Raw genomic sequence first — 15206 nt, 5'->3', positions numbered from 1 at the left:
AATTTTCGGCCGCGCGCCTGTCGGCGCGCGGCCTTCATCACGATTGCCATATCCCGACCGGAAGCATTTCGAGAGCAAGGGATAACGAGGGCTTCGCGGTCTCTTTGAAGGGACCAGGGTCGGCTACAACGCCGGCAAGTGGCCGAATGCGTAGGGCGAAAACGGGAGGCGGACACATTCAACATCACAGAGACTGAGGGCCGACCCCGAGGCAATCTCCACCCCGCTGCCGCCATGGAGTCGGCGCAAGGGTTCCGAGACGGCGAGGGCGGCGGCGATCAAGCCGACGAACGGCACGCCGACTGTGCGCGACGCGAGCTGGGCCAGACCGCAAGTATCGAGCCCGGACTTTCGCAGCGCGCTGTACGCGGGCATCGCGGAGACATCAAAGGCGCTTCCAGCAGCTTCGCGGCGCCAAATTTGGTCGGGCCTCCGCGACGACGGAAAGGTGTGCAGCGAGAAGTTCCGAAAGCCGACGGGACCGGCGCCCAACCCGGCTTCCACCACAAGTTCGAATTTCGCGGTGCCGAGATCGGCGCGCGTCGGCGCGTTGTCGACCCCGCAGAAGGCAACGGCCGGATCGTGCGGACCGCGCAACGTCCAAGGTCCGAAGCGGCGCTCTTCAAGCGCGGTCTTGAACCCCGCTGCCTCCAGCCAGCTCGCAACGACGCGTGTTTTCTTCGTTCCGACCAAAGGCAAGGATGACAGCAAAGAGGTGCTGTCGTTCGAGGCCGCAATCAGATCGTAGTCCTGAAGCGTGAGTTCGACTTTGCTGCGGTCCGCATAAGGCAAGCAAGCCAGCAGCCATGAGAAGGCCTGTCCGAGATTGCCAAGGCCAATCAGCCACAGCGAAGCGGGCAGGTAGGACAGCTCGGGCTCGCTTGCGTCCGGTGCAAGCCAATCGGCGCCCGGATTCCATAGCGAGAACCCCGCGGCGCGCCGTCCGGACATCGGGTGGTCGGACGCGTGCCAGGCGAACAGCTCGGCGGCAGCGGCGGCGGCGGCCATGGCGGCGGCGAGCGGATTCGCCGCATCATCGGACAGGCGGCGGGCGTCATGCCGTGGCACGACACCGCCCCGCCATCCCTGCCAGGTGAGCTGCCAGCTCGAGGCGTCCGTCGGCGGCGGCACCGTGCCGATCTGCGCCACCGGCCAAAGCGGATTGCCGGTCGTGGAGAGCGTGCCGCCCAGTTCCACCACGGTGTCTGCGAGGCTGCGCGCGCGCGCAAGCGGAACGAGCAGAGGCGCATCGGGCACGCCGAGCACCTCGACGCCACCGAGCAAGGTCCGGCGCGCAAGGTTGACCAAAGTGAGAAGCGCGATTTGGTGCGGGATCGAGACGGCAGCTTCCGGACCGACGCGGATCAAAGTGCCGAAGCCGCGCAGGATACTCATCGCGTCGTCGTGCGTCGCCGCGCGGCCGCTGTCCATGAAGTATTTGGCCGTGCGGTGCAGGCGCGTGTGATCGATAAGAGCGGTCATGGGATCAACTCCAAAATCCGGTGTAAACGAATCCGCGGCAGCGGCGGTGACCACGCTCGGCCCAACGGTGCTCGCCCTGGTATTCGTAGATGCCAAGATCCTCGTAGCGGACCGGCGACGCGGCGAAGCTGGGCACGATGATGGCAATATGGCCGGGCTGCGCGACCATCGGGTTGGTGCGGTCGGCCTCGCTCTGAAAGGCCGCGCCGGGATGCGTATGAATATCGGCGACGACGGCGAGCTTGCGCGCGCGGCACATCGCCCAAAGCTTGGCGAAAGCGCCGGCGTGGAGAATGCACACTCCGCTCGCGTACGCGGCCGGGTCGAGATCGTCATAGTAGACGACGTCGACGGCCGCGCGGCGGCCATCATGGTCATGCCCGAGCAGGAACGCGCCGGATTCATGCCGCTGCTGTGTGCGCCGGTGCAGCTCGGCCATAGTGCGCGCCCATAGCGCTGTCGGGCAGTTCAAGCGGTGCTCAGGCGCCGCGAATGCCCGAATAATCGTCTTGATTGAGGAGATCATAAAGCTGCTCCAGGTAGCAGAGGATGCCCCGCTGCGGCTGCCACAGCCGGTTCGGGTGCTTGTGAATCCAGTCGCCGTGCCCCTCAATCGACATGCGGTCGCACGGCAAATAAAGACATTGGCCGCCTTTCCAATCCGGCCTGAACACGGACGGAATGAGGGAGCGGCCCGTCGGCCAGTGCGGCGCGGACAGGGCCCGCCGCGTGGCGAGGTCCCACGGCTGCGCCGTTGCCGGCGTGTGGCGGTAGCCGCTGCACTCGAACCGGAATCCGAATTCATCGGGTGCGTGCGGGCGCTTCGCCGCGGCGACCGCGATGGTCGCGTGCGGCCCGGCGTTTTCGATGTGACGCCACTTGCCCTCGATCTCGCCGCGCCGGAATTCCGGGGCGGCGAGATCCGCCGCGAGGAGCAACTGGTCGGGAGGCACGACCACCGTCATCGGCTAGCCCTCGATGCGCTTTTCGGGGACGAGGTCGAAGCAGACATCGCAGCTCCGGCCGTTGACCAGCTCCGCCAGCGCGGCGTCGGTCGGCGGCTGGATCGTACTGTTGCAGAGTTGCAGCACGTGCTCGCCCGCATCTGTGGGATTGAGCTTCAGCTCGCGCACGGCCCACTGCTTGACGGTGCGCACGCGGGTGCCCGGTGCGAAGGCGCGGTCGATGGTGCGGTGCATGTAGTGGACCGCGACCTTGATCTTCTTGCAGTGGGTCACGTGGACGCGTGAGCCGTGCTTGAGGCCCTCGACCGTGGCCTTGGCGTCGTGCGGCACGGGGTTCTCGGCCTCATCGACAAAGGCTTCACGTTCCTTGTCGAAATCGATCCCGTGCGTTTTGAAGGCCTCGTGCAGGTCGCGCACCGTCGCCGGGATCGCGATCTCGGCCTCGGTGACGCCGGGCTTGCCCTCGGCCTGGATGAAGATGATCGTCTTGCTCATCGCTTATTCCCTTTGGCGCGCGGCCCTTGATTGGGCCCCTAAGGACTAAGCGACGGCAGGTAGAATTTTCGGGAAGTGAGTCTAGGAGACGCCCTGGACGAAATCGCAGATGAAGTAGCACTGGCAATTCGGGCAGCGCCGCGCGTCCTCCGGCGCCGGCGCGAATGCGCCGCGTTCGATGTCGGTGATGGCGCCGGTGTATTCCTCCAGCAACTTGTCGTCCTTGTTAGGTGGAATCGGCACCGCTTCCCGGGTCGCAAGGTAATAGGCCTCGATCACGACACGCCGCCCGGGGTAGCGCGCCGTAGCGCCACGGCGGAGCAGCGCATAGATGCGGTTGGCGGGATCCGACTTGGTCTTGCGCCCGGTGCGGATGCGCTGCACGTGCACTGTGCCGTCGGGAGCGATGACGACACGATCGGGCGTCACCGCGATTTGCTTGCCGCCGACATCCACAATCCATTCGCCCTGGTCATAGCTGCCCGTCTCGGCGGCGATCACGTCCACCATCGACGTGATCATGGTTTCGGCGGAGGCACGGTAGTAAGCCTCGAAGCCGTGTCCCTTCGGCCCGCGCACCGCCCATTCTTGGCCAAGCTGCGCGAGCGCGGGGGGAAGATCAGACGGCGTGCCGGCGGCCCGCTGCGTCTCAAGCCAGCCGATGGTGCGGAACACGCAGCGATGGAAGCGGACATAGGGAGAGTCGTCGCGAATGGCGCGCAGGCCGTCCAAGGCCTCGAACTGATAACGCTGCGGACACTGAATATAAAGAGAAAGCTCGCGCTCCTGATAAAGCGTGCGCGCGCCGGGCGGTGCGAGGGTCCGCGCGAGCCGTCCCGGAAGCGGAGAGTCATTGCGCCGTGCTGCCGGCGCCAGCCCGTTGATGGGTGACAAGAACTTGGACGCGCTGGCGGACTGGCTCGCGCTATAGCGTTCGGCGCGGCTCAAGTACAGGAAGTCCCGCGCACGCGAAAGGGCTACGAAAAACAAACATTCTTCTTCCGCCTCATGATCGGCGGGGCGGATGGCGAGATGCGGCAAGCTCGGCGGCGGCGGGCAGCGCACCCCTTGCCGGTTCGCCGGCATGTATCGAGTCGCCAGGGCCGGCAAGTGAACCGCTCTGAACTCAAGCCCTTTGCTGCCATGAACGGTAAGGACCCGGACGCCGTTGAGGTCGGATGCTTCTGAGGCCACGGCCCGGTACATGCGATCGTCATTCAAGGCCTCGATGCGGCGCACGCGCACCAGCATGTGCTTGCGGGTGGAATCGCCTTCAGCCGCCATTTCACCGCAGACCTTGAGGAGCTGATAGATAGCGACGAGCTGCTGCTGCGCCTTGGAGTCGTTGGCCGCCAGGCGCGGCTTGAGATAGTCGCTGCGCTCAAAAAGCCACGTCGTCAGGAGCGTCCAGGGCGAAGTGCCCGCGCCGAAGCCGTCGAGCTGGTTCGCAAGACGTGCCAGGCCCGCGCTGCCCTGCGGCGTCAGATCCGGAATCTCGGGCAGCCGGCGCAGCGCGTCGAAGATGCGCAGGTTATTGGCCTCGGCCCATTTGATAACGGCAAGCGCGTCGGATTTGGACGCGCCGTATTCCGGCAACTGCGCGACTCGAACCAAACCGATTCCACCGGATTCGGCGTCGATTGAGATCAAGGCGAGCAGATCGCGGATCTCCTCGCGCTCGAAGAGATCGCCAAGATAAAGAAGAGGCACGCCAAGTTGTTCGAGCGCGCCGGTGATGCGCGCGAGCGTGAGATGACTGCGCGCCAAGATGACCTGTTCGCTATAGGGGATGCCGTTAGCGCGCGCTTGCTCGATGTGGTCGCGGATCGCGGCCGCCTCCGCCGCGACCGAAGGCGCCACGATCTGGCGGATTGCGCCGACGCTTCCGCGCTGAGCGGTCCAGCGTCCGCCGGGGGAGGCCTGCATACTGGCGGCGAAGGTTTGAAACGCCTGCACCACCGGCGAGCCGGAGCGGTAATTGATGCCAAGTGAACGCCGTGCGCCGGAAAACTCGGTTACGAAACGCTGCACGTTGCTGGGCGCCGCGCCCCGGAAGCGGTAGATGGACTGCCGCTCATCGGCTACGACCCACACATCCGCTTGTGGCGCTGCGAGCGCCCGCAAGAGCCGCGCGCTCGCCAGATTCACGTCTTGGTATTCGTCAACGAGGATGTGTTCGATCCGCGCCTGGTACTCGGCGCGCAAGTCGGGGTTCTGCTCGAGCGCTTGCGCCGCGAGCCGAACCAGATCCCCGAAATCGACCGCATCGGCTTTCGCCAATTCATCCTGATAAATCTCATAGATGTCCGCGACTTCGAGCGCTTTGCCGGCGGCTTCGCGTTCCTCCTCAGTCACTGCCACGCTGTGCGCGGCTTCGGCGGCGGCACGGTACTCTGCAGGGGTGATGAGTTCGTCCTTGCAGCGCGAGATCGCCCGCAGCACGGGCACCAGCTCATAGGCGGGCTCGTATAGGTTTTGAAAATAACGCAGCGGCAGGCGGATGAGGTTGGCTTCAAGCAGCGCGAGCGAGCCCGTTTCATCCAAAATGCGCACGTTCATCGTGCGGCCGATGCGCTGATGATACTTGGTGATCAGCTCCAGCCCGAACGCGTGGAACGTGCCGACCCACATTTCGATCGAGGCGTCGGCGTTGCTGACGGACAGCCGCTCACGCATTTCCTCGGCGGCTTTATTGGAGAAGGTGAGGGCGAGGATCGAGGCGGGCGGGGCGCCGTTGTCCAGCAAGTGCTGGATACGGTGGACAAGTGTTCTTGTTTTTCCTGTGCCGGGCCCAGCATCGACGAGCAGCGGCCCGCCGCTCCAGGTCGCGGCCTCAAGCTGGCCGGGATCCAGCGCGTAGCTCGGGGTGGGGCCAGCCGGGGCGGGGGCTTCCAGCGCCGGCAGGAGCAGAGCACGGATGGCCTGATTCAGGACGAGGCCAGGCGGCGCGCCGATATCTTTGGCAATGTCCGCAGGCTTGCGGCCATGCGCGAGGAGTTCTTCGCGCAGCCAGTCGGCCGGGCAGAGAAACTCGCCGGCGAAAATATCGGCTTGGACTTCCTTGCGCTCGCTCGGCGAATAGCCCTCCACGCGGCCCGCGCCTGAATCGATCGGATCGCCGCCAAGGCCAGGCGCGATGGCGGTCACTTCGTTGCGGGGATCGCGGTGGAGTTTGTAGTGACCGAGTTCATGCGCGGTCACCACGGCTTCGTTTTCCGGGCTCTGGCCGCTCGCGACGTTGATTATCTTCGAAGGGCGGTCGAGAAATCCATAAACACCTTTGCTCACGACCGTGCCCGGCGCGTAATGGGTGAGCTGAAGGTCTTCGTCTTCCAGCGCAGCCGCGAGCAGCGCAGGTGCCTTACGGACGCCCTTGGACTTCAAGAGGGCCTGGCGGTGACATTCGCGCGCCTTGAGCCGGATATCCCGCCAAGCGTCCATGCCTTAGTCCTCTCCAAGCCAATAGTGTTTTTCATCCTCCGACATGGAGCTGGCCTGAATGACCTCAGCATAGGATCGCGTATTGATGGTGGGCGCTTCATCCGCCTTGGCGTGGCCCAATCGCCGGGGCCCCGCCAAGAGATCGGTTACCACGCGCTCAAGCCAAGCGGCGCTCATGCCGAGTACGTCCGTGAGCGCATCCGTCAAACGCCGGCCCAACGGCAAGCGCATGCGGCCGGCATTCAGCTCGGCCAGAACCATGCGATCGATGTTGATACAGCGCGCAAGCCGCGGAATATCGAAGCCGGCCGCCGACACGGCATGGGGCCATGTCTTTTCAGAAACGTTCTGGGCGGCAGCGGCTTCTTGACGCGCGCTGTGAAGCAGATTCAGGGCATGGCTGCGCCCGCGCGCAAGCATGCTCTCGTCGGGCTCGTCGCCGGGCTCGTCGGACTCCGAAGACCACTGCGTGCGCAGGGCGGCGTGCTCACGGATATCGTCGGCATACTGCGGATACCGGCGCGTCCATTCGGACACCTGCTCAGCGGTCGGGTTGTCGCAAGTCTGGTGGAATGCGAACAACACGTCGTCCCGTTCGGGATTTCTGTTTTGTTCAATCATGGGGCGGCTCCTATCTCAATCTTGAGGAGAGCTTTGGTCTCGGCGATCCACTCTCCAGCGGTTTTAGCGCTGATTCCGAGTTGCTCCGCGATCGACGTCGTGCCGATCCCGGGACCAAGGGGGCATCCGTGCATATGCAGGCGGAATGCCTCGCGCTTTCTCGGATCAGGAATCCTATTCAGCAATTGTTGAACCTCGGCCGCCTGCTCGCTGCCTTCCTCGGGCGGCTCGATGGTTTCGAGAATTTCCTCGCCGTCATCGGCGACGCCGGGCTGCGTCTTGAAGGGCTTGTTGCGGTAGGCGTATTTGCGCTCCGCGCGGATCGCGTCGGCAACGCGGAATTCGACGCAGGTCTTGAAGGTCTTGCAGAGCGCCTGCCCGTCCTTCGAGTTCGGCCTCAGCACCGCCACGATCAACTGGTGGTGCGCACGCCAGATAATGTCCTCACCCTCGTTGCGGTGGTTCTTGCCGACCAGCCGTTTGATGCGGCGCAACAACTCGTCCGAGACGTGGTTGATCAGAGCGGCAAGCAGCCGTTGATCGCCATTGGGGCCGATGTGCTGTATCGCGGCCACGACGTCTCCAGGCGGCAAGCGGCGAAGGCCGTTGCCGGCGGCGACTTGCCTCCAACCTTCCAGGTCGGATGGCGAGGGCGGTTCCTCGGGCGTCTTGGCACCTGTCTTCATGTTTTTAACCTCGCGATCCGGAAGGGCGGCCCTACCTAGGAAGCGACCGCACATCCAAAATTCCGGAAGCGGGGTCCGAATATTTCTTCAAATGTAGATTTGTCGTCCTTTAAGCCATTGAAATAAAAGGAAAAACATCAGAGTGATACCATAAATTACGGGAAATAACTTGGCTTCAGGCGGCCTCCGACTGCGGCGTCGGCGGGCTCGCGGCGGCCGCCGGCAGCGTAGCGCCGGTAATCGGGACGCCCAAGGCCTTTCGTGCAACCTCAAGCAGATGCTCGTGGTGCGTGAAGAATAGAACTTGCGTCTTCTTCGCCAGCTCCCCCAGCACGCGGAAGCCGGCCGCCGCGCGCTTGTCGTCGAAGTTGATGAACAGATCGTCCGCGATGAACGGCATGGGCTCGGCGTGGTCAAGATAGTCTTCGACCGCGGCGATGCGCAGCGCGAGATAGAGCTGGTCCGCGGTGCCGGAACTCATTCCGGCGACGGCCACCCGGCGGCCGTCGTCGCGGATGCCGGCGAGCTGCACATTGTCGTGGTCGTCGAATTCGAGCTGGAGCGTCTTGAACGATCCGCAGGTGAGCATGGCGAACAGCTCCCCCGCGCGCTTGAGCAATGGCGCCTGCTTTTCGCGCCGGTAGCGATCGATCGCCCATTGCAGCAGCACGATGGCCGAGCGCAGCCGGACGTATTGTTCGGCGATCTCAGTCATCTCGGCAAGCGCCGTTTGGCGATCCGCTGCGTCCCTCGCCGCCTTGTCGTCCCCGCCGATGGCCTCGAAGGCCTGGCGGGCGGCGTTGCGGGTTTCGCGCGCCTCCATCAGGTTGTTGCGCAATTCCTGTACTTCGTCGTTGATCGTCTGCTCCTTCGCGGCGGTGGCGTCGAGATCGATGCCAGTGCACTCGGCGGCCAAGTCCGCGACTGAGAGGCCGTCTCCATCCTGTGTCAGCGCCTTGGTGAGGCGATCCAATTCTCCAGTCAGCGCACGCATTTCATCTGAACGCCGGATGGCGGTGCGCAGGTCGTCGATGGTTGAGACCGAAGCCATCCGCTGTAAGCGCGCGATGATGTCGCGGGCTTCGGCGCTCGATGCGCGGCATTCCTCGATCTTCTTCTGAACGCCGCCGATGCCTGTCTCTTTGGCGGCTTTGAGATCGCGAACACGCGCAGCTTCGGCTGCGAGACGATCGAGATTCAAGACGGCTTCCTCGGCATCGGTGCCGTGCAGGTGCGGCGCGATGGCCTGCACCAATGCGGCCACGTTGGCCTCGAATGCCATCGTATCCCTTTCGATCTTTTCGATCCGCTCATGCCTGAGGTCATTGATGCGCACGGAAGTTTCGCGCATATCGTCGAGGGCATTGATTTGCGCTTCCGCGGTCTCGGGCGCCGCTGTCAGCGGGAATTGCAGAGTCTTCAGTGCCGAAGCCCATTCGGCCGTCCACGCTTTCCATTCAGCCTCTGCCTTCTCCAGATCCTTATGCTTGCGCGTCAAGGCGCCTGCCGCCTTGTGATACGCGGCATCAAGATCGCGCCGGGCTTTGGCGGCGGTTTCATGCGTGCGTTCCACCGAAGCGGCGGCCTCCACGACCAGAAGGAGCGGCTGGCCGGACAGCGCATCTGTGGAGAGACCCAGCGCGCCAAGTTCGGCCAGGACGAGTCGCTTGGCCTCCGCCACACGCTGCTGGCAGGCGCTCGTATCCCGCTCGGCTGCGCCGCGTGCCGCGATGCGTTCCAGGATATCGGAGCGTGCGCGCAGCCACTCGATCATTACGTCCGGGGTCTCGGGCGCGGCGAAGACGCCAGCCCACAATTGGCTCCAAGCAACATCGAGCTTCGTGCGCTCTTCTTCCAGCGCCTTCTCTTCCAGGCCCAAGGACTCCAGTAAATCGTCCTGCTCGCTGATCTGCCGGCCAATGACCGCGAGCTGCGCGGCCGCGCCGGCATGCTCGAAGCGGCGATCCGCCGCCGTATCCGCAACCTGGATCGCGGTCTCGAAGTCTTCCGCGAGCACCCCCGACGGGGAAAAGGCCGCAACCTCATCTCCCGGAACCGCGGCGCCCTCAAGGTGGCGCCGCCGGATAATGGACCAGCCCGCGTCGCGCCGGCCGCGTAAGCGCTCAATTTCATCGGCCGAGACGAGTTGCTCGTCGGCGATCAGGCGCTCATGGGCTTTGCGATGCCGTGCGCGTTCTTGCTGTGCATGGCGGATGCGTTCGCGGCAGGTCTGCTGCCGTTGTTCGAGGCCGCGGCAAGCATCACGGTGGGCTTCAACGGCAGCGAGCGGCGGAACGTGCATGGACCCAAGAACGGCAGATTCAGCCACCGCCGGGCGCAAGGCTTTCAGCGCGCGTTCGATCGCGGCCTGCGCCTCCTGCTCGGCGCGCTTGGAATTGGCGATCTGGCCGGCAAGGTCGCCGAGTTCGCGGACAGCCTTGATGGTCATTGCGAGCTTGGACACATCGGTCAGTGCGCCGAGCGCCTCGATATCGGCCTCGATCTCGGCGAGTTTCTCCTGCGCTTCGGCCACGGCCCCTCTTGCATTCTCAACCGCGCTGGACTGCGCGCCGCGCCGATTGAGCAAGCCGCGAAGGGCGGCCACTTTGGCCTTAGCGGGAATCCGCCCGATCACCTGATCGAGGTCACCGCTCCATTCGAGTTCTGCGGCGAGTCGAAGGAGTGCCGCCTCGGCCGCCGCAAGTTCCGCCCGCCGCTTGGGGAGATCGGCTTTGCCGGCCCGGACCTGAATGCGGCGATCACGAAGTTGCGCGATGTCTTCGGCGCGCGCGAGCAATCCGTCATCGAAGTTGAGCGCTCCCCGTTCGACCTCAAGGGCCGCAATCTGCTCGCTCAAGGCGACGATACGCGCGGTGGCCGCGGCTTCATCAGCCGCCGCCGCCTCCAGGATTCGGGCGGCATCGGCATCAAACGCAATTACGGTCCCGAGCGTCTCAATGGCGCTTTGCGTCTCCGCGCGCTTGCGTACGTCGCGGCACACACGGCGAATGCGGTTGAGCTTGCTCAGCTCCGCCGATTTGAGCTCGATTTCCTGCTCGATCGCGGTGTGTGCATCGTTCGATGTCTCGAAGGTGCTTTTGAGCAACTGCCACTTGCTTGTGGTCACGACGTTTTCGCGCAAGCCCGCTTCGGCTGCCTTCAGGCGTTCTTCCGCCTGGAAATACTTGCGGTGCGCCGCCCGGCGCGAGGCCCAAAGCGCGTCGGCTTCAGCCTCCATGGCTTTAAGTGTCTCGCGCAGGCCCGTGATGCCGGCGCTCGCCGAGAACAGCATCTGGCCGACATCGTCTTGGGCTTGCAAGATGTCCTTGCCGCCCTGTTGCAGGCGTGGATGATCGAGGCTGAACATCCGTGTGTAGAAGCGGCGATCCGCGCCCGCAAGAAACGGGGCGAGCGCCCCCTCGCCCGACGGGAGCGGAATGTCGTCATCACCCAGCAGCGTGTCCTTGTTGCCTTTGCGGCGGCGCACTTTGAGCGTCTCGACGCCCTTCTCCAGGAGCGCTCCCACCCGCATGGCGTTGTACTCGTGCAGGAAGTTGCGCGGTGAATTAGCCGGGATGCCAAAGAGCAAATCTTCGACACCGCCCATGGTCGTGGACTTGCCGGCCTCATTCTCGCCGAGCAGCATCTGGAAGTCCGGCTTGCCAGCCGGAAGGTCGATGGTGGCGTTCGTGAAATGCCCATACTTGAGAAGATCAAGCTGTCGGATGCGCATCGGATTACACCTTCTCTGCTGCGAGGCGTGCATTGAGATACGCGCCGGCATGCGTGATGACGCCCGCGATGTCGGCATCGATGGCGGCCTTCAATGCAGCGTCGCTCGACTCCGCTCGGATATCGTGGGGCAGCTTGCGGACGAGATCGCCAAGCTCCGACGCGAGCCGCGCCTGAAGGTCAGCATCGCCTCCGGCGCCCTGGATCATCCGCTGCAAATCGCCCAGAGCGTCCTTGCGGGAGGCTGAGGCGTCAGGGCTTGCGGTCGCGATAACGAGGCGCTCGATCCAGGCCGTCTCCTCGCCCAAGCCCAAAGCGGCGGCCCGCGCCTCTGCAAGGAGGCGATCCGCCGACGCGAGCAACTCGCCGTGCAGCTTTGTCTGCCCGGTCAACTCAACCCTGCATGCCAAAAGACGGCCTTGCGCGTTGCGCGCCACGGCGTTCTCGATTGCCGCGCGCACGCGATCGATGGCGTCGGCCGATGCGTTGCAAGAGCCCACCGGCACCGGCAAATGGATCCAGCGCACGCAATCCACGTGGAGCGGCGAGATCGCCTCGACCTGGCCGTCCTCGACCGCGACAGGCGAAGCGCCTTTCGGGCCGCTTTCGCGGATGTGTCGGCCTTGCAGGTTGCCGCAGAAGACGACATGCGGCCGCTCATTGAGAACCGCGGCTTGATGCACATGCGCAAGCGCCCCATAGTCGTAGCCCTTGTTGATCAGATCCTCGATGACGCAGGGCGCATAATTTGCGTGCCCCTGCATCCCGCCCAAAGACGGCTCAAGAGTGCCGACAATCGTTCGACAGGCCCCGGTGCGCGCGGCAACTGGACGCGCGGCTCGACGTCCGGATAGATCCACCACGTTCGTGCAGCCAATCCGTCGTGAGCGTCGCCCAGCAGCGCAGGAAGTCGGCTCGGCTGCGTCGCGCCCAAAATTGAGACCAGAAGCGCCGGAATGAAAACCTTCCCTTCGCTCTTGGTGCGAACGACGTGCGGCTTGCCATCGTAGCCCTTCAGGATGAGGCCGCGCGACCGGAGACCTTGATTTGATGCTCCGAACGCCAACGCACCGCTGAGTTCGTGCGAGAGCATCATGCGGCCATCGATTCCGGTGCGAAGCTCATCCAGCAGGCCGGCACCACTGAACTCCGAGAGAATGATCCCGGGCGCCGCGACGACACCATCTCCATCGGAAGCTTCGTTCTCCATCGGAATGCCTTCGAGCAACAGGCGCCGCGCGACGGTTTCGCGCAGCTTTCGGTCGAATTTCTCCAGGAATTTGTGCTCGGTCCCCTTCAGCATCAACCCGTGCGCTTTCTGCATCTCGTGCTCGATCGCAAGAAGAGGCCGTTCAACCACACTGATCCCCAGCGATTTGCCGACTGACGGCGGCCCGATAAGGCCGGTGAACACCGCCAGGGGCTCTGCATCGCCGTCGAATGTCAGAAGGCGGGCGCGGTTGCCGATCGCGCCCGAGCAGGCGGTCAAGATGGAGCCCGCGACATAGTCGGCGCAGAGCAAGCGGGCCTCCGCAAAATCTACAACCAGCGAACGAAGGTTCGCCGGCAATGACTCAACCGGGAAGCGCGGAGCCGGCGACGTCGTCGGCAACAGAAACGAAGGATCGAAGGTCGGCCACCCGTCGGTGTTGGAGGCATCGGGACGCTCCGCTCCCGATGCCTCCGCCGAGCCAATCATGATGGGGGCATCGGCCCCTAATTCGTGCACGTTAGCCTGGTTGAGTTTCGGCTCCTGCTTGGGCTTAGCTTGTCTGGCCATATGGTTTTTCCGCAATTCTGCGGTCCCTGGTGAGGTCACGCGTCACGCGCCATTCGCGCGACGAACCTCACAGCTACCCGGCGGAAAACCGACCTTACCGGGCAACACCCCGAGATAAGGGCTCCGGCAGGGAAGATTGGTCGAAATTTTCGTGTTGGCCTTCTTTCATCATCGGGGAGCACCGGCCCTGCCAAAATGCCAAAATGTCAAAAGCCGTTAATGCGGAGCTACGGGACTGGTTTTAGGCCTAGTCCCGGCAATTCTGGCATATTGGCATTTTGACAGGTGCATACGTCTTCAAATGATCCGTCTCATGTTCGGATTCATGCTCAAGACAACCGGGCGCGCCCCCCAATCGAAGCTGGATTGACGGCGGCGCTGCCGAAAAGCCAAAATGCCAAAGCTCGATCAGAGCAAAATGGTAACTATCCTGGGTCGTATGACATCCGCGGATTTTACGTAAAGCGCGCTGGGCTGCGCCTGATACTCAAGAGAGGCCCATTTGTGATGCGCCGGCACAGGGCATGCCGCGCGCATCAGCTAGACTTTCCGTTCCGGGTTAATCCGCCGCCTTCAACGCGAGCGCCTCAAGCCGTGCTTTCAGCCATACGCGGCTAGCCTCAACGTCAGTCTGGTCACGACACGCCAAGCGGTTGTCAGCGACGACGCTGACCGCGTTTTCATTCATCACAGTTCAATATTCCACCTGATCAATCTGCAACATGAAGTCGCCGGCGCCCCGGCACGACTGATTTCAATTTGGATTTGCAACACGCTTTCGGAAACCTCATGAAAGCCATATCGCGACCGCGATGGCCCGATTGCAAATCGTGGCGTGGGGCAATCGGCGCAGCGATGCTCTGCCTCGAATACGCTCATCGGCGAAAAAGCAAAAAGACCGGGGTTCGTGCGGATGCAGGCCAGATTCCGCGTCAGTTTGTCCGCAAGTACGTGAATCGGACTCGGCAAGTACCGCCCGGCCAGGTCATCGCTCTGGAAAATGTTCACATTGGCGTCCGAACTAAGAGTTGCGATTTCGGTTACGAAAGCGAAACCGCGATCGATAAGTCGGTAAATGGGGTCGTAGTTGGTGCCAGCGGAGTGAAGGACTGAAGATCATCGTGTTGTCCGCAGCTTTGCGGTCCCTGGTGAGGTCGCGCGCCATTCGCGCGACAAACCTGACAGCTACCTGGCTGCAAACCGATCCTACCGGGCAATACCCTGAGATGAGGCTCAGGCAGGGAAGGAAAGTTACATATTCGCCTTCTTTCATTACAGGCAGCGATCTTCCCCCGACTGCCAAAATGCCAAATCCGCGATAGCGCGGAGGAAACCGGCACTGATCTTGAGCCAGCGTGATCGCCCGTGGCCGACCCTTCGACCGAACTTACGATGGCCTGGTGGCGTGTGGCATGAGGTCGGTTCAGAAGACACCGAACTCTTGCTTCAACTCAGTGCCGACGGTTGCACGGTTCATCTTCGTCGTTCTTGCTTGTCAATTCGGCTGGAAGGAGTCCGGCCATACGCTTGGTCCGTTGAAGAAGCTGGAGAGGTTGAATTTGCCAGAATGCCAGATCGTCCTCACGCAAGGTCGGCGCTTCTTCGGCCGAAGACACCCTTGCTGTCCACGTGTTAACGATAGTGCGGGGAGGGAGCTGACGGAAGTCAACAATAGTCAGCAGATGTAAACGTTGATCCTTGTTGACTCCCGTGGGGGGCACACCTGTGCATCGCTGGATGGCGTCCGCATGGCAAGGACTTTTTCGACGTCTTGGCGACTGATGGTCGGGGTGCGGTCATCGCTCCGGCCTCATCGAAAGCGGATTTCTGTCCGCGGGCCCTAATGGTAGTCCGCGGATCGGGTCCCAGCCACTGTTGTCGCGCTTGATGCGCATGCACAGGTACGGGTTCTCCGATCCTCGGTCTCGACCGGTTGCCATTACGTCGTCGTCCGTGAAGTTCGGCTAAGCGACTGAGCCAGAATCGCATTTGTCTTTGTGGATG

Annotated in this window: 10 protein-coding genes; all 10 read right to left on the bottom strand. The window is 63.3% G+C overall.

Annotated elements, in window-relative coordinates; translation table 11 throughout:
• Positions 1-123: 123 nt before the first annotated feature.
• The 10 genes from K408_RS40120 to K408_RS40665 all read right to left on the bottom strand — a co-directional run bounded on the left by K408_RS40120 (position 124) and on the right by K408_RS40665 (position 13202).
• Positions 124-1395: a hypothetical protein gene (locus K408_RS40120; protein WP_491018641.1), complete on the bottom strand. Its 1272-nt coding sequence runs from the start codon at positions 1393-1395 to the stop codon at positions 124-126.
• A gap of 91 nt (positions 1396-1486) precedes the next feature.
• Complete coding sequence (locus K408_RS0137025; RefSeq protein ID WP_063828482.1) at positions 1487-2008, bottom strand: Mov34/MPN/PAD-1 family protein; 522 nt, start codon at positions 2006-2008, stop codon at positions 1487-1489.
• A complete protein-coding gene (locus K408_RS43085; protein WP_024342278.1) occupies positions 1962-2447 on the bottom strand; it encodes a DUF7665 family protein in 486 nt (161 codons plus the stop codon). The genes K408_RS0137025 and K408_RS43085 overlap by 47 nt, the downstream gene beginning before the upstream one ends.
• A gap of 3 nt (positions 2448-2450) precedes the next feature.
• On the bottom strand, positions 2451-2942 hold the full coding sequence (locus K408_RS40670; RefSeq protein ID WP_024342277.1) for a hypothetical protein: 492 nt from the start codon (positions 2940-2942) through the stop codon (positions 2451-2453).
• Positions 2943-3023: 81 nt separating this feature from the next.
• Positions 3024-6383, bottom strand: coding sequence for an ATP-dependent helicase (locus K408_RS0137010; RefSeq protein ID WP_024342276.1), 3360 nt, complete (start codon positions 6381-6383; stop codon positions 3024-3026).
• A gap of 3 nt (positions 6384-6386) precedes the next feature.
• Positions 6387-7004 carry a hypothetical protein gene (locus K408_RS0137005; RefSeq protein ID WP_024342275.1) on the bottom strand — a complete coding sequence of 206 codons (618 nt, stop codon included), beginning with the start codon at positions 7002-7004 and terminating at the stop codon, positions 6387-6389.
• Complete coding sequence (locus K408_RS0137000) at positions 7001-7579, bottom strand: RNA polymerase sigma factor (RefSeq protein WP_196232660.1); 579 nt, start codon at positions 7577-7579, stop codon at positions 7001-7003. Before K408_RS0137000 ends, K408_RS0137005 begins: the two co-directional genes overlap by 4 nt.
• Before the next feature lie 286 nt (positions 7580-7865).
• Positions 7866-11423, bottom strand: a complete 3558-nt coding sequence (locus K408_RS0136995) for a YhaN family protein (RefSeq protein ID WP_024342273.1) — start codon at positions 11421-11423, stop codon at positions 7866-7868.
• Positions 11424-11427: 4 nt separating this feature from the next.
• Positions 11428-12186, bottom strand: coding sequence for a metallophosphoesterase family protein (locus K408_RS40110; protein WP_049820484.1), 759 nt, complete (start codon positions 12184-12186; stop codon positions 11428-11430).
• Positions 12141-13202, bottom strand: coding sequence for a DUF3987 domain-containing protein (locus tag K408_RS40665; RefSeq protein WP_080654952.1), 1062 nt, complete (start codon positions 13200-13202; stop codon positions 12141-12143). Before K408_RS40665 ends, K408_RS40110 begins: the two co-directional genes overlap by 46 nt.
• Positions 13203-15206: the final 2004 nt, after the last annotated feature.

This window comes from Bradyrhizobium sp. in8p8 (genome assembly GCF_000426845.1).
In the GTDB taxonomy this organism is placed as follows: Bacteria; Pseudomonadota; Alphaproteobacteria; order Rhizobiales; family Xanthobacteraceae; genus Bradyrhizobium; species Bradyrhizobium japonicum_C.
Note: the sequence above shows the minus strand (reverse complement) of the source record. Positions and strands in the feature narration are given on the sequence as shown.

Coding starts and splice junctions, on each gene's coding strand:
- K408_RS40120 (WP_491018641.1), bottom strand. CDS start 1,395: ATGAGTATCCTGCGCGGCTTCGGCACTTTGATCCGCGTCGGTCCGGAA.
- K408_RS0137025 (WP_063828482.1), bottom strand. CDS start 2,008: ATGATCTCCTCAATCAAGACGATTATTCGGGCATTCGCGGCGCCTGAG.
- K408_RS43085 (WP_024342278.1), bottom strand. CDS start 2,447: ATGACGGTGGTCGTGCCTCCCGACCAGTTGCTCCTCGCGGCGGATCTC.
- K408_RS40670 (WP_024342277.1), bottom strand. CDS start 2,942: ATGAGCAAGACGATCATCTTCATCCAGGCCGAGGGCAAGCCCGGCGTC.
- K408_RS0137010 (WP_024342276.1), bottom strand. CDS start 6,383: ATGGACGCTTGGCGGGATATCCGGCTCAAGGCGCGCGAATGTCACCGC.
- K408_RS0137005 (WP_024342275.1), bottom strand. CDS start 7,004: ATGATTGAACAAAACAGAAATCCCGAACGGGACGACGTGTTGTTCGCA.
- K408_RS0136995 (WP_024342273.1), bottom strand. CDS start 11,423: ATGCGCATCCGACAGCTTGATCTTCTCAAGTATGGGCATTTCACGAAC.
- K408_RS40110 (WP_049820484.1), bottom strand. CDS start 12,186: ATGCAGGGGCACGCAAATTATGCGCCCTGCGTCATCGAGGATCTGATC.
- K408_RS40665 (WP_080654952.1), bottom strand. CDS start 13,202: ATGGCCAGACAAGCTAAGCCCAAGCAGGAGCCGAAACTCAACCAGGCT.